The following is a 21,908-nucleotide window of genomic DNA, read 5'->3' on the forward strand; positions in this document are numbered from 1 at the left end:
TAATATTGTCATCATATGGTAGTGCGTCATTTTTCAACTGCGCTAAAAGTGTTACCATAAGCATCTTGGACAATAGTTTTATCAATGGCTTTAAAAGCGGGTTCAGATAAAACTATTTGCATTAGTTTATCAGATTTTTATAAGTGGTTATTAGCAACTATGGCAAAAAAAAGTAAATTCCTGTCTTGGCTAGGTTTTGGCAAATCAGAAAATAAACAACAAACAGAGCAAGCAGCAGATGCTGATAACCAAAAGCAATTAGCAGAGCAAGAGCGACTTGCTGCAGAAAAAGCAGAGGCTGAGCGTTTAGAGCAAGAGCGACTTGCTGCAGAAAAAGCAGAGGCTGAGCGTTTAGAGCAAGAACGACTTGTTGCAGAAAAAGCAGAGGCTGAGCGTTTAGAGCAAGAACGACTTGTTGCAGAAAAAGCAGAAGCTGAGCGTTTAGAGCAAGAACGACTTGCTGCAGAAAAAGCAGAAGCTGAGCGTTTAGAGCAAGAGCAACTTGCAGCTGAAAAAGCGCATGAAGAGTTGCTCGAAACAGAGAAGGCTGAGCAAGTTCGCCGCGACCAAGCTAAACGTTTGGTAGAACAAGAAGAAGCAATGCGTTTGGAAATTGAACGCAAAGCCGCAGAGCAAGCGCAGCATGATGCAGAATTAGAACATCAACGTATTGCCATAGAAAAGTCAGAGGTTGAGCGTGTAGAGCAAGAACGCATTGCTGCACAAAAGGCAGAGGCTGAACGTTTAGAGCAAGAACGTATTGCTGCGGAGCAGGCAGAGGTTGAGCGTGTAGAGCAAGAACGCATTGCTGCACAAAAGGCAGAGGCTGAACGTTTAGAGCAAGAACGTATTGCTGCGGAGCAGGCAGAGGCTGAACGTTTAGAGCAAGAACGTATTGCTGCAGAGCTGGCAGAGGCTGAACGTTTAGAGCAAGAGCGTATTGCTGCGGAGCAGGCAGAGGCTGAACGTTTAGAGCAAGAGCGTATTGCTGCAGAAAAGGCAGAGGCTGAACGTGTAGAGCAAGAACGCATTGCAGCAGAGCTAGCAGAGGCTGAGCGTGTAGAGCAAGAGCGTATTGCTGCGGAGCAGGTAGAGGCTGAACGTGTAGAGCAAGAACGTATTGCTGCAGAGCTGGCAGAGGCTGAGCGTGTAGAGCAAGAACGTATTGCTGCAGAAGCTGAGGCAGAACGCTTAGAACAAGAGCGTCTTACTGCTGAACTTGCTCAAGAGGAAGGTAAAAAAGCTGAAAAGCCTAAAAAAGAAGGTTTTTTCTCTCGCCTTAAAAAAGGCTTACTCAAGACAAAACTGAATATAGGCTCAGGTTTTGCGTCAATTTTTAGTGGTAAGAAAATTGATGATGAGCTATTTGAAGAATTAGAAACACAATTATTAACGGCTGATTTAGGTGTCGATACCACCATGAAGCTGATTGATAATTTAACCGATGCAGCAGATCGTAAGCAGCTAAAAGACGGTGATGCGCTTTATGAGCTGATGAAGCAAGAAATGGCCGCAATGCTTAAAACAGCAGAGCAACCACTAGAAATCCCAAGTGACAAAAAGCCATTTGTTATTTTAATGGTTGGCGTTAATGGCGTGGGTAAAACGACTACAATCGGTAAGCTTGCTAAGCAATTTCAAAACGAAGGTAAGTCAGTAATGCTTGCCGCAGGTGATACCTTCCGTGCTGCAGCTGTTGAGCAACTGCAAGTATGGGGTGAGCGTAATGAAATCCCTGTTATTGCACAGCATACCGGTGCAGATAGTGCATCTGTGGTATTTGATGCATTCCAAGCGGCCAAGGCACGTAATGTTGATGTGTTAATCGCTGATACAGCAGGGCGCTTGCAAAATAAAGATAATTTAATGCAGGAGCTTGAAAAAATAGCCCGTGTAATGAAAAAAATAGACCCAGATGCTCCTCACGAGGTCATGTTAACTATCGATGCTGGTACCGGTCAAAATGCAATTAGCCAAGTTAATCTTTTTAACCAGTGTGTTGGTCTAACGGGTATTACACTTTCTAAGCTGGATGGCACTGCCAAAGGGGGGGTTATCTTCGCGGTCGCTGATAAGTTTAATATTCCTATCCGCTACATAGGTGTGGGTGAAAGTATTGATGATTTAAGAGCATTCAATAGTAACGACTTTATCGATGCGCTGTTTAGCCAAGACGAGGACGAAGCGTAAATTTAAAAAAGGGGCTTAAATCAAATTGGTTTAGGCCTTTTTTAGCTGAGGGATAAGAATGATAAATTTTCAGCAAGTCAGCAAAACATATCCAGGTGGCCACAGAGCTCTGGAAAAAGTAAGCTTTCATATCAGGCCTGGTGAGCTGGCTTTTTTAACAGGCCATAGTGGAGCCGGTAAAAGTACCTTACTTAAATTAATTAGCTTGATGGAGCGTCCGTCGGCAGGGCAAGTGTTGATCAATGGCGTTGATTTAAGTGCTGTTAAATCAAGGCAGATCCCCTATGTCCGTCGTGACATTGGAATTATATTTCAAAACCATCGCTTATTAGAACGCCATACAATATTTGATAACGTAGCACTGCCGTTGGTCATCGAAGGCACTCACCGTAAGCAAATTGAAAAACGCGTACATGGCGCTTTAGATAAAGTAGGTTTGTTAGATAAGGTAAAATGTCACCCTTCAACACTATCTGGTGGTGAGCAGCAGCGAGTAGGTATTGCGCGTGCAATTGTTAATTCGCCACCATTGCTGCTTGCCGATGAGCCTACGGGTAACTTAGATCCAGAGTTATCCATGGATATACTTCGTTTATTTGAAGACTTTAATAAACATGGCACCACAGTATTAATCGCAACCCATGATTTAGGGCTAATCTCGCGTATGCGCTATCGTAGCCTGACTTTAAAAGAGGGTCGTATGAGTCAAGATCCATTGACTGAGGCGTCATTATGAGTTTGTTATTTAAAGGGCGTCAAAGCCAGAATGAACGAGCTAAAAAATCCTTTATAGCGGCTGGGTACTTTTTTATTTTAAATATTTTCCGTCAGGGTATTCATAGTTTAGGTGAGATGTGGCGAACGCCAATGGCGTCAATGATGACAATTGCAGTACTAGGCTTAAGTTTAACGTTACCGGCTACGTTGTATTTAGTGGTTAAAAATGTTCAACAAATTAATAGCGGATTTGAAGAGGCAGCTGAAATTTCATTATTCGTTAAAGAGTCAATGAGCGAACAAGAAACACAAACGTTAGTAAAGCGTTTAGCGTTATACCCCGAAGTTGATAAAGTCACATTTATTTCAAAGCAAAATGCGCTGGTTGAATTTAAAGATGTATCTGGCTTTGGCCAGGCACTTGAGTATTTAGATGAAAACCCACTACCAGACGTTGTATTGGTCACACCCACTAGCCGTCATCGCCAAGCAGATTCAGCTCGAACATTGCTTGCAAAACTTGAAAAAGAACGTGAAGTGGACTTTGGCAAGCTAGACATTGCTTGGCTTGAAAGGCTCAACGCGCTACTTAGTTTATTAAAAGAAAGCGTCATTACTATTGCATTACTTTTACTTACATCAGTAACGCTGATTATTGGCAACACGATTAGATTATCTATCATGGATAAAAAAGAAGAAATACAAGTAATGAAGTTAGTAGGAGCGACCAACACCTTTATCCACGCGCCCTTTTTATGGACGGGTATTTGGTATGGCATTATTGGCGGCTTGTTTGCCTTTATATGCGTTGCCTTAATGATGTGGTGGTTAGGTGCAGCTGTTACTGAAGTTGCGGGTGTGTATCAAACAAACTTTGATTTAATTGGGTTGAGTGTGCCAGAGTTTGGCTCATTAGTATTATTAGCAACCACACTTGGCTTTGTTGGCTCTTACCTATCAGTGAATCGTTACATTAAAGAAATAGAACCCGATAAAGTGTAACAATAGATGTGTAGTATCACCAAAAGCGTTAGAAAAATAGCCTTTGGTATTTTTTCTAACGCTCTGCAAAGCTAGAATTCATCGCATATTCAGACGTTTAAAGTAGAATAAAAAACATCGAAAAAATCACTTGCTTCAATCGAAAAAAAGATTTAAATTGAGGTTAGCACTCTCGGTTAAAGAGTGCTAAGATGGTTTCAAATGTTTATCACCGAGGTGAAAAATGAGTAAAGATTTATACGCAATGGCACTCACAGTTGGACAGCAAAGCGCGAGTATTGATGGTTACCTTCAAGCGGTAAGTACAATACCAATGCTAGAGGCTGAGCAAGAAAAAGAGTTGGCGACCCGCTTACAGGAAGACGGCGATCTTAATGCTGCAAAGCAACTCATCATGTCTCATTTACGCTTCGTGGCACACATAGCTAAAGGCTATTCAGGCTACGGCTTACCACAAGCGGATTTGATTCAAGAAGGTAACATCGGTCTGATGAAAGCAGTAAAACGTTTTGACCCATCAGTGGGCGTACGTTTGGTTTCATTTGCAGTGCACTGGATAAAAGCAGAGATTCACGAATTCGTGCTTAAAAACTGGCGTATCGTTAAAGTTGCGACCACTAAAGCACAACGTAAGTTATTTTTTAACTTACGTAAAAATAAAAAGCGCCTAGGTTGGTTTAACCAAGCTGAGGTAGCAACTGTAGCGAATGAGCTAGGTGTAAGTGAAAAAGAAGTACGTGAAATGGAATCGCGCATGAGCGGCCAAGACATGGGCTTTGATTTAACAAGCGACGACAACGACGACGCGCCAAGCAGCACTTACTCACCCGTTCAGTACTTAACTGACGGCAGTAACGATTTAGCTGAAGAAGTTGAACAGCAGCAGTGGCAAGAGCAATCTCACACACGTTTGTTTAGCGCATTAAAAACACTCGACGAACGCTCACAAGACATCGTAAGCGCGCGTTGGTTATCTGATGATAAGGCTACTTTGCAAGAGCTAGCTGCAAAGTACAGCGTGTCAGCTGAGCGTGTTCGCCAGCTTGAAAAAACAGCGATGAAAAAGCTACAAGCAGCAATGAGCTAACGCTTACCATTGTATAAAGTTTTGAAAGCCCTGCATGAAAATGTGGGGCTTTTTGCTTTAAGGGAAGCTATAAGTTTTAAGCGATAAGTCATAAGCATAAATGGCGCCGCTATTTTTCCCTGTTGCGAAACATGATAGAAAGAGCTTTAAGTGAGTTATTCGCAAAGAGATTTAGAAGCGCTGCGCTTAAGAGTTATCAACGTAGGTTGGTTTGAGCGCAGCGAAACCCAACGAAAAAATACCCAACCAACGAGCGTCAGTGTTTTGCATTATTGGTTGTCTTGAATAGCCATGAGCAGTTATTCAAGCGTAACTCATTTTTGCCCCAAAATAAGAGGATGCTTTCCCCTTTTTCACATGTTTAAATAAGCTACATTAAGCATAATATTTATAACTGGTAATAACTTACACTATTTGTTATTAATATAAGTTCATAAAATAAGGACATTTTCACGCTAAAATAGGGGAAATGTCCTCTGATAAAGCTGTTAGAATTACATCGAGGTTTAGGTGAAAAAATTATTATTAATTGTGTTGTTGCTCCCTTTTTTTGTTAACGCAAACGAACTGGCATTTAAGCTACTTGAAGTAAATGGAGCTAAAGCCTTTTTTGGTCAATCTAAAGGTCAAATGGCAAAAGTAATGTATATGACAGACCCTAATTTAAAGTCACATTCAGCTTTAGTTGAAAATTGGGAAGAAATTTACTTTTCTTGGGATAAAGTGAAACTTTCAATCGCTCCAATATATACAAGTAAGTTCACAAATAGTGAGTTGAAAGAAATTATAAACTTCTATAACGCGGGTAAACCAGATTCTTTTCTAGCAACAAATACAGGCAAAAAATTTAAATCATTATTACCTGAAATTAATCAGGAATTCACAATGAACGGTCACAAATATATGTCGCATGTAAGTCCATTTTTATATGAGGCGATAAGTAATTCTAACAAGTCGTTAAAGCAGGACAAATAACAGTTGGCTTTTGCTCCTTCGTCGCTAATTATAGCCAACATTTTTTGCCTCTTAACGAGGCGTTTCCCCATAGAAATTTTTATCCGAAATTTACCTGATGCAGTCGACGTTCTAACGCGGTTTTGTCCAAAAACGAGTTGACCCGGCAGTCCGGTTATCGCTCAAAGCCGTCTATTAACTCATACCTTTAATCGTTGGGTTTCGTTGCTCTCAACCCAACCTACGTGATTATTTTAACGACGGACTATATTCTGTTTACCTAGCACCTAGCACCTTTTATCTTGCATTTACTGCTTTAGATTCAGCCTGTGCGAGCTGTATATATTTTCGCTCTACCAGCTGTGAAAGTGGCACGAGCTCAAATCCTTGTTGTTCCAACTCAGGAAGTTTGCGCGATAAAAACTCAATGGTTTCAGGGTAGGGGTGAGCGATGGCGATAGCGAAATTATAACGCTGAGCTTTGTGCTTGAGTTCGTCAAATCTAAATTGCAGCTGTTGCTCATTGGGGATGTTATCTAAAAATACATGGCGGCCAACATTTTCAACTCCATATAAGTTGGCAACGTTTTGGGCTTGGCTTAACCCTGTTGTGCGGCTGTCTAAAAAGTACAGGCCACGTTGTTTGAGTACTTCCATTGTCCATTTCATTGGTGTGCTTTTTTGAGTTAGGTCTGAGCCCATATGATTATTAACGCCTTTCACTTGTGGAAGGCTTGCAAGTGCATTGTAAAGCGTACTTTGTAACTGCTCTTTGTTCATATCGTTGGTCAGTGCGCCAGGGCCGAGTACTTTAGTTTGATCCAGCGCTTGCATTGGGATATGGAGTAAAAGCTCTTTGTTAGTCTGACTGGCTAATTGCGCAAATATTTGAGAAAACGGGGTGTGGGGCAAAATCGAATACGAAATTTTACCAGGAAGGTTGAGAGTTTCTAGGTCGCGTTGATGGTTGCCGATGTCATCAATCACAATGGCTATTTGTTTACTGTGTACGTAACTAGGTAAAAGGCAAATAGCCATAATTAGCAAAAGTATTTTTTTCAAATTTATAATTTTTATTATCTTTTTATTTAAGCTACTTCACTTCATAGTAAGCAACTGCTTTGCTTTTAATAACTGTTGATCGGTTGGGTTCTCACTAAACCACGAGCCGTTGCTGTTTCCTTGTTCAGTTTTTATTATAGCGACTTTATTTATTTGTGAAAGTGTTGATTTATTAATCGCAACGTCAGGGGCAACACCTATTCCGTCGATTGATTTTCCTGAAGGTGAAAAGTATTTAGCCGTTGTTAGTTTTAAAGCTGTATTACCGTTACCTAAGGGAATTAATGATTGCACTGATCCTTTACCAAATGATTTATTGCCGACTAGAGTTGCGCGTTGGTTGTCTTTTAACGCTGCGGCAAGTATTTCGGCGGCTGATGCGGAGTTTTCGTTGATCAATACAACGATAGGTGAGCCATTTAAAATATCACCTGCGCTGGCTTTATAATGTTGGTTGGCATCATAAAAACGCCCTTTTGTGGTGACGATTGTGCCTTGTTGTAAAAATAAATCAGCGACTGCCACAGCACTTTGTAATGTGCCACCTGGGTTATCGCGTAAATCTAGCACAAGTCCTGCTAATGCTCCGCCATAGTTACTTTCAAGTTGTGCAAGCTGGCGTGAAACATCGTGTAATGTGTGGTTGCTAAAGCTATCAATGGCCATATAACCCACACCAAAGTCATACAATGCGCTTTTAACACTTTCAATGTTAATTTCTCTTCGGGTGAGTGCAAAACTAAGAGGTTGCAGAATATTGTTGCGCTTGATGCTTAACTGCACTGTCGCTGACTCACTTTTTAAAATCATATTTGCGACTTGGCTTATATTTTTATTAGCAACTGATTGATTATTTATAGCAAGAAGAACGTCGTTTTGTTTTATTCCTGCGCTATGGGCAGGGGAGTTGTTGAGTGCATTAATAATGACAATTTGGTCGTCTTTGGCTTGTACTTCAATACCTAAACCTGTGTATCGCCCATTAGTGCTATTAAATAGGGCGTCTAGCTCATTTTCATCAAGGTATTTTGAATAGGGGTCAAGCTGATTTAATAGTGCTTCGAATTGGCGTTTATCACTAAAGCTACTTTGCAACGAAAGGTCTTCTACATAGTAAGCATGTATATTAAATAGAATTTCGTGTTGCTGTTGTTGTTTTAGCTCATTGATAGAGGTTACGGCAAAGCAGTTTAGGCTAAAGCATATAAAAAACATTACCATTAAAGATTTTATGGCATTGTTGCTGGCTAAACAATTGGTTAGACGGTCAATAGTTGTTTGTGTTGTTGGCATCAGCTGCTCCCCATTGGGTGCAGCACTGTTTAGTCAATTAAATGCGTCTGCACCATTTTACAGGATTTACTGCGCGTCCTTTGTGGCGTAATTCAAAGTATAGACCAGAATTTGCTTGTCCGCCGCTTTGCCCAACTAAAGCTATAATATCGCCTTTACGCACCGTGTCGCCAACATCTTTTAGTAGAGTTTGTGTATGGCCATACAGGCTCATAAAACCTTCACCGTGGTCTACTACAATCACCCAGCCATAGCCTTTAAGCCAATCGGCATATACAACTTGCCCGTTATGAATACTGCTTACTTGGTTGCCTTCATTAGCGCTTATTAGTACACCTTTCCAATTAATGCCGCTATGCTTTCGCTGACCAAAGCGATGTGCAAGTTTACCTTTTGTTGGCCAATTTAAACGCCCTTTACTTGATTGTAAGCCAATCAATTCGATAGTCTGGTTTTTCTCTTTTTCGAGCTCTTGTAATGTAGCAACAAGAGTTTTTTCATTTTCTTTTAAATAGTTTATGGTGCCTTTAGTTGAATCAAGCTTCGCTTTTAATTCGCTAATATTGTTCTTTCGTTGTTTTTGCGCATCAACTAATGCTTGGTACCGAGACTTTTGTTCTTGGTGTAATGCGATAAGGTGTTTTTTAGATTGTTCGAGTTCGGCTTGAACCGCTTCTATCTCAACCATTAATGCTTTTAATTCTTCTATTTGCTCTATGCGGGCTTTGTTAAGGTAGTTGTAGTAACTTAGGGTGCGTTCTACTTGTGCCGTATTTTGTTGATTTAGCAGCATCTTTGCATAGTCATTGCCGCCTGACATATACGCACTTTTTAGTTGGGCAGCGAGCACACTTTGTAATTTTTGTTGTTGTTGCTTTAATTTATTAGCTTGGCGGTGCTGTGTAGCTTGCTGTGCTTCGGTTTCTTTAATCGATTGTTTTGCAATCGAGAGAGCCTTTGCGTTCTTCGCAATATTTAGTTCAAATGCTTTTAAGGTTTGTTGCAGTTTTGCAATGTCTTTGCGTTGTGCTGCTAAGTCGGCTTCACTTTGCTTTAACGCATTTTGAATTTCAGAAAGGTCTTTTTTAGTACGGTCTTCATTCGCTATTGCCGGGACAATAGCGAATGAAGTAAGTATTAACAGACTACCAATTAACTGGTTAACACTTTTTGTCATAGCTTATTTCAATGTCATAATAGGTGTGCCAGTCATTTCGCTAGGCTGTTCCATGCCCATCAGATGCAACATGGTTGGTGCTACGTCACTCAGTGCTTTGCCTTCACTTGGTGTGGCGTCACGGCCAACATAAATGAAAGGAACAGGCTCGCTGGTATGTGCTGTATGTGCTTGCCCTGTTTTTGGGTTTGCCATTTGCTCTGCGTTGCCATGGTCTGCGGTAATAAGTGCTTCGCCACCAAATTCATCAAGCGCAGCTACTACACGGCCAATACAGTTATCAACCGCTTCACAGGCTTTTACTGCTGCTTCAAATACGCCTGAGTGGCCAACCATATCGCCATTAGGGTAATTACAGATTATAGCGTCGTATTGTCCACTTTTAATTGCATCGACGAGTTTGTCGGTGAGCATTTCTGAGTTCATCTCAGGTTGTAAATCATAAGTCGCTACTTGAGGTGATGGGATCAGCTCGCGGGTTTCGCCATCAAACTCATCTTCACGGCCGCCACTGAAAAAGAAGGTCACGTGTGCGTATTTTTCTGTTTCAGAGATACGCAGTTGGGTTTTTCCATTTTTCTCGAACCATTCCCCTAATACATTAACAAGTGGTTCAGGAGCAAATGCCGCAGGCGCATTAATGTCAGCGGCGTATTCTGTTAGCATAACAAAGCCACTTAGTTCAGGCGCTTTTTTCTTAGCAAAGCCATCAAAGTCTTTATCAACGAATGCGCGGGTCATTTCACGAGCACGGTCAGCTCTAAAGTTTAGAAAAATAACCGTGTCGCCATCATTGATTTGAGCAGCTTGTTGGCCTTCTGCTGCAATTGTTGTTGCGGCAACGAATTCATCGTTTTCGTCACGCTCATATGCCGCAGCAAGTGCGTCAACACCGTTAGCAAAATTGTACTGTGCAATGCCGCTAACCATTAAGTCATACGCTTGCTCAACACGGTTCCAGCGGTTGTCGCGGTCCATTGCATAGTAACGGCCTACAATTGAAGCCAAGCGGCCACAGTTAAGCTCGCTAAATAAGGCTTCAACATGCTCTATTGAGGCTTGGGCACTGCGTGGTGGTGTATCACGGCCATCTAAAAATGCGTGGAAGTAGACTTCTTTTGCACCTCGGTTTGCTGCCATTTTGATTGCAGCAACAATGTGGTCTTCATGGCTATGAACGCCGCCTGGGCTTAAAAGACCCATAAGATGCACTGCTTTATCTGCGTTAATTGCTTTGTCGATATTTTCAACAAGCGTTGGGTTGTGCTCAAACTCACCGTCGTTAATTGATTTGGTTATGCGTGTGAAGTCTTGATAAACAATGCGTCCTGCACCTAAGTTAACGTGACCCACTTCAGAATTACCCATCTGGCCATCAGGCAGACCAACATCTAAACCAGACCCTGATATTAATGTATGTGGGCGGGTTGCCCAAAGCTCATCCAATACAGGCGTATTTGCCGCTAGGATTGCGTTGCTTTGAGTGTCTTCGCGGTATCCCCAACCATCTAAAATCATTAATACGAGAGGTTTTTTATGCTGTGTCATTGTAGCTCCTGAAATTTGCAACCTGTTGGATGCTTAGCATACCGTGTTTTTGCTTGTGGATCAGCATTCAAATCAGGATATTAAAATATTTCACTCTCTGGTAATTTTTCATCAAGCACGTATACTTGCGAGGCTAGATTATAGCCCTGTTATTAATAACCCCAGCGCCTTTGGTGCGGGACAATTTTCATAGTGGAAGTCGCATGGAACAATATATTGAATTTATCGGAAATCATCCGATTTTAAGTTTAGCGTGGGTCGCTTTAGTTGCGCTAATTGTGGGTGGGTGGTTTAAAAGTAAATTTTCAGCAATCCGTCAAATAAACCCGCAACAGTTAACGTTACTAATTAACCGTGAAGACGGCTTAGTTGTTGATATACGTGCACAAAAAGAATTTAATAATGGCCGTATTGCAGGCGCTGAGCATTTAAATCCTGAAAAAGCTAAACAATCTGACTTTTCTAGCCTTGAAAAGCATAAGAGCAAACCCATTATATTAGTATGTACAACTGGCATGACCGCTTCTGGTATTGCTACAGCTATGCATAAAGCTGGGTTTGAGTCGGTTTATGTTTTATCCGGTGGTATGGGCGCATGGCAAAGTGCAGGCCTACCAACCACAACAGGTCGTTAATAAATTTAACTGACCGATAGAGGAATTAGTATGAGTAATGTTGTTCTATACACCAAAGCGTATTGCCCTTTTTGTCAACGTGCTTTTGCATTGCTTGAAAGCAAAGGCGTAACGTTTAAAAATATTGATATTGGTGTACAGCCTGAGCTTCGCGCTGAAATGATAAAAAAAGCAGGTGGCGCAAGCACAGTTCCGCAAATCTTTATTAATGATGAGCATATCGGCGGTTGTGACGACATGATGGCTATTGAAGCTCAAGGTAAACTTGATGCTAAATTAAGCGCTTAAATTAATTAAAGTATTTATTATAAAAACGATTAAAGTTAGGAATTACAATGAACGAAGAAAATCAAAACGTAGCCGCTCAAGAAGCTGGCGCACAATTTAGCATTCAACGTATTTACACAAAAGATGTGTCTTTTGAAACACCAAATTCACCTGCTATTTTCCAAAAAGAGTGGACACCAGAAGTTAAGTTAGACCTTGATACACGTTCTAATAAATTAGATGAAGGCCTTTTTGAGGTAGTGCTTGCATTAACTGTAACTGCTTCTATTGGTGAAGAAACTGCGTTTTTATGTGAAATCCAACAAGCGGGTATCTTCACTGTAGGCGAAGTTGAAGAAATGCAATTAGCACACATGCTAGGTGCTTTCTGCCCTAACGTGTTATTCCCGTATGCACGTGAAGCTGTTTCTAACTTAGTTAATCGCGGTACATTCCCACAGCTTAACCTTGCACCAGTTAATTTTGATGCATTGTTTTCTCAGTACATGCAGCAGCGCGCAGCGCAAGCTGATCAGGCAACTGCAGACGCATAATTTATGAGTACAGCAAATTCAGCTGTTACTGTATTAGGGGCGGGGTCTTATGGCACCGCCCTTGCTATTTGTTTAGCCCGAAATGGTCATAAAGTGACACTTTGGGGACGCAATAGCGACGACGTTGCCGCGCTTGCAGCTGAGCGGAAGAATCAACGTTACCTACCCGATGTTACTTTCCCTGACACTCTTCACCTTGAATGTGATTTGCATCGCGCAGTTTGTGATAGTCAAATTATTTTGGTTGTAGTGCCTAGCCATGCATTTGGTGACACATTGCAACAAATTAAACCGTCGTTACTCGAAGGTGCTGAGGTTGCATGGGCAACCAAGGGATTAGAACCCAATACTGGCCGCTTATTACAAGAGGTTGCACAGCAAGAGCTGGGTGATGATGTGCCTTTAGCTGTGGTTTCTGGGCCTACTTTTGCTAAAGAAATGGCAATGGGCTTACCTACAGCGATTTCAGTGTCATCAACTTCACCTACTTTTGCTAAGCAATTAGCAGATTTACTGCATTGCGGGCGTTCATTTAGGGTGTATAACAATAACGACTTTATTGGTATACAGCTTGGTGGTGCGGTTAAAAATGTTATCGCTATTGGTGCAGGAATGTCTGATGGCTTTGGTTTTGGCGCTAATGCGCGAACCGCTCTTATCACACGTGGCTTGGCTGAGCTTTGCCGTTTAGGGTGTGCGCTTGGAGCAAAGTCAGAAACGTTTATGGGCATGGCTGGCCTTGGAGATTTAATTTTAACCTGTACAGACAATCAATCTCGTAATCGCCGCTTTGGTTTAGCGCTAGGCGGTGGTAAAGGGGTTGATGCTGCTATCGAGTCGATAGGACAGGTAGTTGAAGGTTATCGCAACACCAAAGAAGTGTATTTACTTGCGCAGCGTACCGGTATTGAAATGCCTATTACAGAACAAATCTATAAAGTTCTTTACGAGAATAAAGACGTTAAAGAAGCCGCAATGGCATTGCTAGGTAGAGAGCAAACGTCTGAATAGTGTTTATTTTTTAAAAGCCAAAAGCGCGATTTTATATCGCGCTTTTTTAATCTTTAGAGAAAAGCGGCTATAAGCAACACCTTATTCTGCGTTAGGAAATCCAAGCTGACGCCACGATTCATACACAAATACCGCAACAGCATTTGATAGATTCATACTGCGGCTATTCGCTTGCATTGGAATGCGTACCCGCTGCTCCCCAGGTAATGATTGTATTAGTTCATCAGGAAGGCCACGTGTTTCAGGGCCAAAAACAAGGCTGTCACCTGCTTCGTATTGTGCTTGGTGATGAAACTGGCTGCCCTTCGTAGTGCAAGCATAGACTTTTTTTGGTTTACACTTTTCTAAGTAGGCTTCAAATGAAGCGTGGCGCTGAACATTACTAAACTCATGATAGTCTAAACCCGCTCTTTTAACGCGCTTATCATCCCACTCAAAACCTAGTGGCTCAATTAGATGAAGTGAAAACCCAGTATTGGCACATAGGCGTATAATATTACCGGTATTAGGCGGAATTTCAGGTTGGTATAAAACGATATCGAGCATAGATGTGCCTTATTAGAAACTAATTTTTACTCATGTGAGTATACACTAAACGTTTTAAAAAAATGATATACTCTTAGCTATAAGAGCGGCTTACATATAGGTAAAAAAGTGCATCATCGCAGTTATGAGTTTTGGGTTAAAACAGCCAGTGTGGTTACCATGGTAATGGTCAGCCTAATGATTGCAACCAAATGTTGGGCATGGTTAGCGTCAGGCTCAGCGTCTATGCTTGGCTCCCTTACTGACTCATTAATGGATATTACCGCTTCTGCGATGAGTTTTTTAGTACTTGGGTATGCTCTTCGCCCTGCTGATGACGATCACCGTTTTGGCCATGGTAAAGCTGAGGCTTTAGCGGGGTTAGGGCAAGCGGCCTTTATTGCAGGTTCGGGGTGTTTACTTGCGTTTCACGGTATTGAGCGTTTATTTAACCCCGTTGAATTAAGTCATTCAATGCTCGGGGTTTGGGTAAGTGTGTTTGCAATTTTGTGTACACTGGTGGTGGTGTTTGTGCAAACTAAAGTGATTAACCATACAGAATCCATTGCCATAAAAGCAGACTCAGTGCATTACAAAGGCGATTTGATATTAAATGCCGCGGTATTAGTTGCGATTTTATTAGCAGGCAATGGCGTTCAGTATGCCGATCCTATTTTCGCGATTGGTGTTGCAGGGTACCTGCTTTATAACAGTTGGGATATTGCAAAACAAAGCGCAGATCATTTAATGGATAAAGAGCTGCCAGATGATGAAAAACTTCAAATAGTTGAAATTGCCAACAGCCATAAAGACGTTTTTGGTGTACATGATGTAAGAACGCGACAAGGTGGCAAGGTTAAGTTTATACAAATGCATTTAGAGCTTGAGGATACACTGCCACTCATCAGGGCACACTATGTGGCCGATGAAGTCGTCGATATGATTCAGCAAAAATTTGATTGTGAAATGGATATTCTCATCCATCAAGACCCATTATCATTGAGTCAGGCTGACGTTACTGAATTACAAAATTCGTAAAAGCGTGTTAATACGGCTTTACGAATGCTGTCTTGTTCAAAAAGGAGCTCATGTTTAGCATCGCTAAACGTTTCTAAAATTGCATTTTTTTGTAAGTGGGTAATGGTGTGTTGTGCAGAGTTATCAACTACGGTGTCTAATTGCGCGCTGGCAATAAATAGGGGAATAGGGAGTGTTAAGTTTGGCGCGTCTTTGATAAATTTAAAGGCAGCATTTAACCACCCATATGTAACCCCCCCTAACTGTACACTAGGCTCTTGCTGGTAAATCTGTCTAAATAATTGGTAGCGAACTTCGCTGCTTGTTAAGGTGTTTTGCGCAAATGTTTCTGGTTTATAGTTGCCTTGCCCCAATGCGTATAATTTATTTAAGCCCATAAAACAGGCTACTTTTGCGACTAGTTTAGCAATTGGTTTTGGTGTGCCTTTAGTGTAAATATCAAACATAGGCGCTGATAAAAATACGCCACTGTAGTTATGGTCAAACTGGGTTAAAAAATTAAATGCGATTGCTCCGCCCATTGAGTGGCCAAGCATTACTTTTTTGCCTTGCCAGTGCTGCGCTATAATTGTTGAATCAAATATGGCTAAATCGTTGGCGTAATCAGAAAACACATTAACAAAGCCCTTATGCGGGTTTTTTAATGCTCTATATGAGCGCCCTTGACCTTGATGATCCGCAATGAATACGGCAAAGTTATTGTTATATAACTCCCATATTAACTCTCTGTATTTATCTAACCCTTCAATACGCCCTGAGCTTATTACGATTGCAGTGTGAGCTTGTGTGGGAATCGCATAGCCATAGTATAAGTTGCCACTAGGGGTTGCTAGGTGTTGCTTAGTTACCTGTTGAGTAAAAAAGTCGTCAATGTGCTGTTGGTGCTCAAGAAGAGCATGTTCAGTGCTATAAAACATGGCTATGGCTGCTCGTTAATAGGTAAAACAATATGCACACTTAAACCACCTTGAGTCTGATTGTGTAGTGTTAAATGCCCAGCGTGGGCTGTAATCGCATTCTTTGCAATTGCTAATCCTAAACCTGTGCCACCACTGGTTCTATCTCTGGCATCGGATTGTCTAAAAAATGGTTCGCACAAACGGGCCAAGTTTTGCGGTTCAACACCTGGGCCATCATCACTGATCTCAATGTTGATAACATCTGTTAGTGTAAGCTTGATAGAAATGGATTTCGCTGCGTATTTTATCGCGTTACGCAGGATATTCTCAAGTGCGCTGGCGAGTAAGCTTTCATCACAGTTTATGTCAACATTGAGTTGCCCTTCAGTATGCAATGTTTTGTTGCTTTGTTTTGCTTCAAACTGTGCGTCATTTAACACATGATTGATGATCACTTGCATAGATTGTTTGTGTAACGACAGTGGTTGGCTTTTTGCCTCTAAGCGTGAAACTTGCAGCACATCTGCAATCATTTTATCAAGCTGGTTAGCTTCTTTTTCAATGCGCAATAAATAGGTTTGATTTTTATCCTCAGCTTGCATTTGGGCAAGGCCTGTCGCCATTTTTAAACGAGTAAGCGGTGAGCGTAGTTCATGGGAAATGTCAGCTAGTAAGCGTTTTTGTGCAGCAATTAGTTGCTCAATTTGCGTTGCCATGCTGTTAAACTCTCGGCCTAATATTCCCAGCTCATCTTGTCTGTTTTCATTAATATTTGCACGGGCTGTTAAATCGCCTTGCGACAGTTTGTTGGCTGCTTGTTTTAAATGATTGATCGGGGCAATTAAATTTCGACTAAATACAAAGCTCAGCGCTAATGAAGCAACTAAAGCAACGGCAATTTTTAACCATATAGGCATTAACTTTAAGCGTATTAAAAATGGAGGCTGATTGTTTTCATCTATTTCGTATAAATAAAATGTGCCTTCAGGGAGAGTTGTTTTGATTGGCCCAAATGCTATAAAGTTTTCAGTAAAAATAACTTGTGGCGACATGTTTTTAGTAAAATTAACAAGACTCAAATCAATATCACTTGCTGGGGGACGGCTAGTGATTGAATTGTCAGGTTGATCTGAATTTAAATAGAGTAGTTTTCGCTTAGCTAATCGTGGGTGTTGCAAGATATCCGCAGCACTTTTTTTGTGCTTTAAAGCGATTCGCTCAAAACTTTTGGCTGCATATTCTAAGTTTTTTAACATTGGGCCCTGAAGCTGCTCATTACTAACTTGGTTTATTGCTAGATTGCTAAGAAATACTAAAGACGCAATAGTGCCTATCACTGTTAGCCAAAACCAAACAAATATTTTAAAAAACAAAAAGCTTTTAGGGGGTTTTAGCCAAGCAAAGTGTGTTGTTTTATTCTCCTTGGATAAAGACATAACCGGTTCCTCGAATTGTTTTAATTCGCTCCGCACTGTTATGCTCTGCTATTTTTTTGCGAATATTGCTGACATGCATATCGATTGAGCGATCGAAGGCTGCTAAGCGCCTGCCCAGCACTTTTTCACTTATTTGCTCCTTACTAACAACATCGCCAGCATTTTTAACAAGTAAGGCAAGTACTTCATATTCGGTCCCGGTTAGGTTTAGCAAGCTTTCATCTATGTAGGCTTCACGAGCAGCAAGATTGATTGTTATGCTGTTTACATTAAGCTTGTTGGCTTGGGTGTTGCTCAAGCTAGTAATATGTTCTATTCGACGAGTAATTGCTTTTACTCTTGCTAGTAATTCTCGATGGTTAAAGGGCTTTGGAATATAGTCATCAGCGCCAAGCTCTAAACCAAAAATACGGTCAAAATCTTCACCTTTGGCAGTCAGCATGATGACAGGTGTTAACTTTTTTTGCCTTAGTTGTTTTAGTACATCAAAGCCGTCGAGCTTAGGTAGCATTACATCAAGTAAAATTAGCGCATATTCGTATTTAAGAGCGGATTGCAAGCCTAACTCACCATCATGAACACACTCAATTTCATAGCCTTGTGCACACAGGTATTCGCTAAGTAATTCACATAGCCCTATATCATCGTCAATCATTAATAGTTTCATTTAGCTAACCTTGTCATGCTGCAATACCGCTATTTTACGCTCTAATATGCACAAAAGTGAACCTTTACAAAACCTTTACATTGCTTTGCGTTGCTTTGCATTGCCATTGATATAGTTAACTTACTCGCTAAGGCGGCACACTATTTACAACCAAAAGGTAATGATTATGATCACACGTAAACTAACTAAACTAGTATTGATTTGTGGTTTAGCAACAACAGCACTGAATACGGGCGCTGTAATGGCTAAAGGCGCTATGCCTCATGGCAAAGGCATGTCAGAAGCGCGCTTTTTACTCTCTGAGCGTGGTGCTGCAAAACTAGATTTAACCCAACAACAGCAGGTACAGTTAAAAGCAGCATTTGAGGCTCAAAAAGAGCAAATGAAAACAATGCGCGGTAATAAAGAAGTGCGCACAGCGCAGCGTGATGCTTTTAAAGCTCAAATGGAAGCGCTGTTAGCAAAAACAACATTTGATGAAAGCGCCGCACAAGAAATTATAGATTTACGCAAAGCGAAAGTTGAAAAGTTTGCAATGCAAAAGCTTAAAATGGAGCACACAGTATGGCAAATTTTAAATACCGAACAGCGTGAAAAGTACACTAAAATAAAAAAGCGTTTTGCTAAAAAAATGAAAGATAAAGGTCACCGTAAAGGCAAACGCGGCGATAGAAGTGCGGATGAAAAAGCCGAAGGTTAAATTATTTTAAGCTCAACCATTATAAGGCGAAAAGTAACTTTCGCCTTTTTGTATATATACTTTTAATCAATTTACAGGGGTTGGGTAAGTACCCGAGCAAGCTCTAGCTTTAATGCTCTTTAGAATTTAATTATGGCTTAAAGCTAATCGGGCTTAAGCGCACTTCTTCGGGTTCTGTTCTAGAGCAAACCAATCGTAGCGTAATCATGGATATTGTTGATGGTTATTTAAAAAAGTCGTCGTCGTTTTTAGCGAGCATTGCTTCTATATCTTCGACCATATCTTGGCTTAAATCTTCGGTAGAAGTAATTGGAGCCGATATTTTATTGTTTTCAAATGACCACTCACCTAAGTCAATTAGCTGGCAGCGTTTTGAGCAAAATGGACGATGAGGGCTTTGCACTGACCATTCTACTTGGGCTTTACAAGTTGGGCAGTTAACTACAGTTGGCATAACATATTCTCATGAATAAAGCGTTGGAGCTTATTTTACAAAGATAAGTGGATGAGTGTAAATGATAAGGAATAAGTAAAAGTAAATGTTTCAGTATTCGGGGTATTACTGGATCATGGCTAGTAGGCTACGATCAGTGAACTAGCTGGGAGGCCAAACTCATCAGCGCTGGTTTAGCCATTAAATACCTATTAGCGCAAAGAGCAGTGAATGAGGGTAAATGAGTTAAAGCCACGGACGACGTGTAACCCATTGTAGGTCGTTATTCATGGCGACAATCTATTTCTTTGTGATTAAACAAAATTGACGCCCTACAGCACACCCATACTTGGCGACCCTCTTAAGCGCAGCGCTCTCTTAACCTCTTTGTGAATAAATCAATTACTTAAAATCACTTTGCACAAAGAGCAGTGAATGAGGGTAAATGAGTAAAAGCCACGTGCGACGGGTAACCCATTGTAGGTCGTTATTCATGGCGACAATCATTATAAAAATTAACGCGCTAAAGCACGCCCTACAGCACACCCATACTTGGCACTCTCTTAAGCGCAGCGCTCTCTTAACCTCTTTGTGAATAAATCAATTACTTAAAATCACTTTGCACAAAGAGCAGTGAATGAGGGTAAATGAGTAAAAGCCACATGCGACGGGTAACCCATTGTAGGTCGTTATTCATGGCGACAATCATTATAAAAATTAACGCGCTAAAGCACGCTCTACAGCACACCCATACTTGGCACTCTCTTAAACACTGCCTCTCTTAACTTCTGTGTCGGTGTGAATAAATATTTTATAGCTTTCGCGGCTAAAGCCGGCACCTGAGATTAGAAGTAGACGCTAGGCTTTTGGCTATCACCTATAACCTAGCACCTATAACCTATAACCTATAACCTATAACCTAGCACCTATAACCTAGCACCTATAACCTAGCACCTAGCACCTATAACCTCTAAACTTTGACTTAAAAACTTGTTACTCGGTTTATTTCAGCAAGTGATGTGACACCTGCTGCTGCTTTTCGAAGACCTGATAAACGTAAGTTATTAAAGCCAGACTTTAATGACACTTCTGCAATTTCCAAAGAATTACCACCACGCATAATGATTTGTGCTATTTCAGGAGTGATTTGCATGACTTCGTAAACACCTACACGGCCTTTGTAACCTTCGGTACAGCTATCACACCCTTTTGGTGCAAAGAGAGTAAGCTCACTGATTTGCTGCGCTGTGAAGCCTTGGCGTTGTAACTCTTCGGCAGGTAGGGTTTCTGGTGTTTTACACTTCGAACATAGGCGACGAGCGAGTCGCTGGGCAATAATCAAGCTAATTGAGCTGGCAACGTTATAAGCAGGTACGCCCATATTTAATAAACGCGTAAGTGTTTCGGGGGCTGAGTTAGTATGCAATGTCGACATAACTAAGTGACCCGTTTGCGCCGCTTTTATTGATATTTCAGCGGTTTCAAGGTCACGGATCTCACCAACCATTACTACATCGGGATCTTGGCGTAGAAACGCTTTTAACGCATTGGCAAAGGTCATATCAGCTTTTGGGTTGATCTGTACTTGGTTAATGCCTTCGAGGTTAATTTCAACAGGATCCTCTGCTGTGCTGATATTACGCTCAGGTTGATTAAGAATATTTAGCCCGGTATACAATGATACCGTTTTACCAGAGCCCGTTGGCCCGGTAACTAAGATCATGCCTTGCGGTTGTTGCAGCGCGTCCATGTAGAGCTGTTTCTGCTCAGGTTCATAGCCAAGTACATCGATTCCCAACATGGCGCTGGATGAATCGAGGATACGCATTACTATTTTTTCACCCCAAAGAGTAGGGAGTGTGCTGACACGAAAATCAATGCTTTTACGTTCAGTAATTTTAAGTTTGATACGACCATCTTGTGGTTTGCGCTTTTCTGCAATATCTAAACGCGACATAACTTTAATACGCGCAGATAAGCGAGTGGCTAAACTGTTTGGCGGGCTGGCCATTTCGTGCAAAATACCATCGATACGAAAGCGCACACGGTACTTGTGTTCGTAGGGCTCAAAGTGTAAATCAGACGCGCCTTTTTTAATCGCATCCATCAATATTTTATTGATATAGACAATGATTGGCGCATCGTCTTTATCATCTTCAGTGTTTTTTTGTGGCTCATTAGATGAGTCGGTATCTAAATCAGCAAACTCTTTAAACTCATCTTCACTGAGGTGCAAGCTGCCTGTCGCATCGAGTAGTTGTTCTATTTTATTGTCGAGCTGGCGGTAATCTACAACAACCACTTCGCATGAAAGGCCGGTGCTAAATTCGAAGTTTTCAAATGCGCCATAATCAGTTGGATCTGATGCGGCTATATATAACTTGCGGCCTTTTTTTATCAATGGAAGTATATGATGTTGCCTGATCAGTTTTTCTTTGATCAGATCTTGGGGAATGAGCGCAACATCAAAATCTTTTAAATCAAAATGCGGAACACGAAAAAAATCAATACATTGCTCGGCTAACTCTTGTCCGCTAATGCCACTGCATTTTGCAATAAGCTCCGCAGTAGAGTTAAATTCACGCTGCTTTAGTTTAACGTCTTCTGCGTCAACACGGCCTAACGTGATATATTTTCGAAGTAATGGTGAATTAATGTTCATTGTGCACCCAGTAAAATCCTTTCATATTCGCAATTTATCAGAAAAAAGAAG

At 41.2% G+C, this 21,908-nt stretch carries 22 protein-coding genes; 12 read left to right on the forward strand and 10 right to left on the reverse strand.

The features are described 5' to 3' along the window. Window positions 1-159: 159 nt before the first annotated feature. From ftsY to ACFI4Z_RS09045, 6 genes are all read left to right on the forward strand, one after another. Window positions 160-2,190: a signal recognition particle-docking protein FtsY gene (gene ftsY / locus ACFI4Z_RS09020; protein ID WP_462670423.1), complete on the forward strand. Its 2,031-nt coding sequence runs from the start codon at window positions 160-162 to the stop codon at window positions 2,188-2,190. 58 nt (window positions 2,191-2,248) lie between these two features. Continuing rightward, window positions 2,249-2,926, forward strand: a complete 678-nt coding sequence (gene ftsE, locus ACFI4Z_RS09025) for a cell division ATP-binding protein FtsE (RefSeq protein ID WP_462670293.1) — start codon at window positions 2,249-2,251, stop codon at window positions 2,924-2,926. Further along, a complete protein-coding gene (gene ftsX / locus ACFI4Z_RS09030; RefSeq protein ID WP_462670294.1) occupies window positions 2,923-3,909 on the forward strand; it encodes a permease-like cell division protein FtsX in 987 nt (328 codons plus the stop codon). Before ftsE ends, ftsX begins: the two co-directional genes overlap by 4 nt. Window positions 3,910-4,132: 223 nt before the next feature. After that, complete coding sequence (rpoH, locus tag ACFI4Z_RS09035; protein ID WP_099294756.1) at window positions 4,133-4,996, forward strand: RNA polymerase sigma factor RpoH; 864 nt, start codon at window positions 4,133-4,135, stop codon at window positions 4,994-4,996. A gap of 150 nt (window positions 4,997-5,146) precedes the next feature. Further along, entirely contained in the window at window positions 5,147-5,281 is a 135-nt protein-coding gene (locus ACFI4Z_RS09040) for a hypothetical protein (RefSeq protein ID WP_462670295.1), read from the forward strand. 225 nt (window positions 5,282-5,506) lie between these two features. Further along, the gene (locus tag ACFI4Z_RS09045) at window positions 5,507-5,971 is read left to right on the forward strand and encodes a DUF2059 domain-containing protein (RefSeq protein ID WP_462670296.1); all 465 of its coding nucleotides are present in this window, start codon (window positions 5,507-5,509) and stop codon (window positions 5,969-5,971) included. A 276-nt stretch (window positions 5,972-6,247) separates the two neighbouring features. Here ACFI4Z_RS09045 and ACFI4Z_RS09050 read toward each other — a convergent pair whose 3' ends face one another. The 4 genes from ACFI4Z_RS09050 to gpmM all read right to left on the reverse strand — a co-directional run bounded on the left by ACFI4Z_RS09050 (window position 6,248) and on the right by gpmM (window position 11,030). Next, window positions 6,248-6,988, reverse strand: a complete 741-nt coding sequence (locus ACFI4Z_RS09050) for a divergent polysaccharide deacetylase family protein (protein WP_462670297.1) — start codon at window positions 6,986-6,988, stop codon at window positions 6,248-6,250. Window positions 6,989-7,048: 60 nt separating this feature from the next. Then, window positions 7,049-8,233, reverse strand: coding sequence for a S41 family peptidase (locus ACFI4Z_RS09055; RefSeq protein ID WP_462670424.1), 1,185 nt, complete (start codon window positions 8,231-8,233; stop codon window positions 7,049-7,051). Between the two features lie 109 nt (window positions 8,234-8,342). Further along, complete coding sequence (locus tag ACFI4Z_RS09060; protein ID WP_462670298.1) at window positions 8,343-9,482, reverse strand: murein hydrolase activator EnvC family protein; 1,140 nt, start codon at window positions 9,480-9,482, stop codon at window positions 8,343-8,345. Between the two features lie 3 nt (window positions 9,483-9,485). Continuing rightward, window positions 9,486-11,030 (reverse strand): 2,3-bisphosphoglycerate-independent phosphoglycerate mutase, encoded by a 1,545-nt coding sequence (gene gpmM, locus ACFI4Z_RS09065; RefSeq protein ID WP_462670299.1) that lies wholly within the window; start codon window positions 11,028-11,030, stop codon window positions 9,486-9,488. Between the two features lie 203 nt (window positions 11,031-11,233). Between gpmM and ACFI4Z_RS09070 the strand changes: the two genes are divergently transcribed. Genes ACFI4Z_RS09070 through gpsA form a run of 4 tightly spaced genes read left to right on the forward strand, consistent with a single transcriptional unit; the run spans window position 11,234 to window position 13,497 of the window. Further along, entirely contained in the window at window positions 11,234-11,665 is a 432-nt protein-coding gene (locus ACFI4Z_RS09070) for a rhodanese-like domain-containing protein (protein ID WP_099294742.1), read from the forward strand. A 30-nt stretch (window positions 11,666-11,695) separates the two neighbouring features. Then, complete coding sequence (grxC, locus tag ACFI4Z_RS09075) at window positions 11,696-11,953, forward strand: glutaredoxin 3 (RefSeq protein ID WP_462670300.1); 258 nt, start codon at window positions 11,696-11,698, stop codon at window positions 11,951-11,953. 47 nt (window positions 11,954-12,000) lie between these two features. Next, the gene (secB, locus tag ACFI4Z_RS09080; protein WP_462670301.1) at window positions 12,001-12,486 is read left to right on the forward strand and encodes a protein-export chaperone SecB; all 486 of its coding nucleotides are present in this window, start codon (window positions 12,001-12,003) and stop codon (window positions 12,484-12,486) included. Between the two features lie 3 nt (window positions 12,487-12,489). Then, window positions 12,490-13,497: an NAD(P)H-dependent glycerol-3-phosphate dehydrogenase gene (gene gpsA, locus ACFI4Z_RS09085; RefSeq protein WP_462670302.1), complete on the forward strand. Its 1,008-nt coding sequence runs from the start codon at window positions 12,490-12,492 to the stop codon at window positions 13,495-13,497. An 81-nt stretch (window positions 13,498-13,578) separates the two neighbouring features. On the opposite strand, the gene trmL is transcribed toward gpsA, so the two are convergent. Next, window positions 13,579-14,043: a tRNA (uridine(34)/cytosine(34)/5-carboxymethylaminomethyluridine(34)-2'-O)-methyltransferase TrmL gene (gene trmL / locus ACFI4Z_RS09090; RefSeq protein WP_099294734.1), complete on the reverse strand. Its 465-nt coding sequence runs from the start codon at window positions 14,041-14,043 to the stop codon at window positions 13,579-13,581. A 108-nt stretch (window positions 14,044-14,151) separates the two neighbouring features. Here trmL and ACFI4Z_RS09095 point away from each other — a divergent pair, with 108 nt between their 5' ends. Continuing rightward, window positions 14,152-15,060 (forward strand): cation diffusion facilitator family transporter, encoded by a 909-nt coding sequence (locus ACFI4Z_RS09095; RefSeq protein ID WP_462670303.1) that lies wholly within the window; start codon window positions 14,152-14,154, stop codon window positions 15,058-15,060. Here the strand turns inward: ACFI4Z_RS09095 and ACFI4Z_RS09100 are convergent. Genes ACFI4Z_RS09100 through ACFI4Z_RS09110 form a run of 3 tightly spaced genes read right to left on the reverse strand, consistent with a single transcriptional unit; the run spans window position 15,027 to window position 18,062 of the window. Continuing rightward, window positions 15,027-15,977: an alpha/beta fold hydrolase gene (locus ACFI4Z_RS09100; RefSeq protein WP_462670304.1), complete on the reverse strand. Its 951-nt coding sequence runs from the start codon at window positions 15,975-15,977 to the stop codon at window positions 15,027-15,029. The genes ACFI4Z_RS09095 and ACFI4Z_RS09100 overlap by 34 nt on opposite strands. Window positions 15,978-15,979: 2 nt before the next feature. Then, a complete protein-coding gene (locus ACFI4Z_RS09105; RefSeq protein ID WP_462670305.1) occupies window positions 15,980-17,395 on the reverse strand; it encodes an ATP-binding protein in 1,416 nt (471 codons plus the stop codon). Next, window positions 17,373-18,062 (reverse strand): response regulator, encoded by a 690-nt coding sequence (locus ACFI4Z_RS09110; protein ID WP_462670306.1) that lies wholly within the window; start codon window positions 18,060-18,062, stop codon window positions 17,373-17,375. The genes ACFI4Z_RS09105 and ACFI4Z_RS09110 overlap by 23 nt, the downstream gene beginning before the upstream one ends. Window positions 18,063-18,228: 166 nt before the next feature. On the opposite strand from ACFI4Z_RS09110, the gene ACFI4Z_RS09115 reads away from it, so the two are divergent. Then, window positions 18,229-18,762 carry a Spy/CpxP family protein refolding chaperone gene (locus ACFI4Z_RS09115; RefSeq protein ID WP_462670307.1) on the forward strand — a complete coding sequence of 178 codons (534 nt, stop codon included), beginning with the start codon at window positions 18,229-18,231 and terminating at the stop codon, window positions 18,760-18,762. A 223-nt stretch (window positions 18,763-18,985) separates the two neighbouring features. On the opposite strand, the gene yacG is transcribed toward ACFI4Z_RS09115, so the two are convergent. Together yacG and pilB are read right to left on the reverse strand one after the other, a co-directional pair. Then, window positions 18,986-19,216, reverse strand: a complete 231-nt coding sequence (gene yacG / locus ACFI4Z_RS09120; RefSeq protein WP_462670308.1) for a DNA gyrase inhibitor YacG — start codon at window positions 19,214-19,216, stop codon at window positions 18,986-18,988. 961 nt (window positions 19,217-20,177) lie between these two features. Further along, window positions 20,178-21,857: a type IV-A pilus assembly ATPase PilB gene (gene pilB / locus ACFI4Z_RS09125; protein WP_462670309.1), complete on the reverse strand. Its 1,680-nt coding sequence runs from the start codon at window positions 21,855-21,857 to the stop codon at window positions 20,178-20,180. Window positions 21,858-21,908 lie beyond the last annotated feature (51 nt).

The sequence above is a fragment of the Pseudoalteromonas sp. RWi3 genome (genome assembly GCF_054960735.1).

Bases quoted from the DNA above. Each gene is read 5' to 3' on its own strand.
- ftsY (WP_462670423.1), top strand. From the start codon at position 160: ATGGCAAAAAAAAGTAAATTCCTGTCTTGGCTAGGTTTTGGCAAATCA.
- ftsE (WP_462670293.1), top strand. From the start codon at position 2,249: ATGATAAATTTTCAGCAAGTCAGCAAAACATATCCAGGTGGCCACAGA.
- ftsX (WP_462670294.1), top strand. From the start codon at position 2,923: ATGAGTTTGTTATTTAAAGGGCGTCAAAGCCAGAATGAACGAGCTAAA.
- rpoH (WP_099294756.1), top strand. From the start codon at position 4,133: ATGAGTAAAGATTTATACGCAATGGCACTCACAGTTGGACAGCAAAGC.
- ACFI4Z_RS09050 (WP_462670297.1), bottom strand. From the start codon at position 6,988: ATGGCTATTTGCCTTTTACCTAGTTACGTACACAGTAAACAAATAGCC.
- ACFI4Z_RS09055 (WP_462670424.1), bottom strand. From the start codon at position 8,233: ATGGTAATGTTTTTTATATGCTTTAGCCTAAACTGCTTTGCCGTAACC.
- ACFI4Z_RS09060 (WP_462670298.1), bottom strand. From the start codon at position 9,482: ATGACAAAAAGTGTTAACCAGTTAATTGGTAGTCTGTTAATACTTACT.
- gpmM (WP_462670299.1), bottom strand. From the start codon at position 11,030: ATGACACAGCATAAAAAACCTCTCGTATTAATGATTTTAGATGGTTGG.
- ACFI4Z_RS09070 (WP_099294742.1), top strand. From the start codon at position 11,234: ATGGAACAATATATTGAATTTATCGGAAATCATCCGATTTTAAGTTTA.
- grxC (WP_462670300.1), top strand. From the start codon at position 11,696: ATGAGTAATGTTGTTCTATACACCAAAGCGTATTGCCCTTTTTGTCAA.
- secB (WP_462670301.1), top strand. From the start codon at position 12,001: ATGAACGAAGAAAATCAAAACGTAGCCGCTCAAGAAGCTGGCGCACAA.
- gpsA (WP_462670302.1), top strand. From the start codon at position 12,490: ATGAGTACAGCAAATTCAGCTGTTACTGTATTAGGGGCGGGGTCTTAT.
- trmL (WP_099294734.1), bottom strand. From the start codon at position 14,043: ATGCTCGATATCGTTTTATACCAACCTGAAATTCCGCCTAATACCGGT.
- ACFI4Z_RS09100 (WP_462670304.1), bottom strand. From the start codon at position 15,977: ATGTTTTATAGCACTGAACATGCTCTTCTTGAGCACCAACAGCACATT.
- ACFI4Z_RS09105 (WP_462670305.1), bottom strand. From the start codon at position 17,395: ATGTCTTTATCCAAGGAGAATAAAACAACACACTTTGCTTGGCTAAAA.
- ACFI4Z_RS09110 (WP_462670306.1), bottom strand. From the start codon at position 18,062: ATGAAACTATTAATGATTGACGATGATATAGGGCTATGTGAATTACTT.
- ACFI4Z_RS09115 (WP_462670307.1), top strand. From the start codon at position 18,229: ATGATCACACGTAAACTAACTAAACTAGTATTGATTTGTGGTTTAGCA.
- yacG (WP_462670308.1), bottom strand. From the start codon at position 19,216: ATGCCAACTGTAGTTAACTGCCCAACTTGTAAAGCCCAAGTAGAATGG.
- pilB (WP_462670309.1), bottom strand. From the start codon at position 21,857: ATGAACATTAATTCACCATTACTTCGAAAATATATCACGTTAGGCCGT.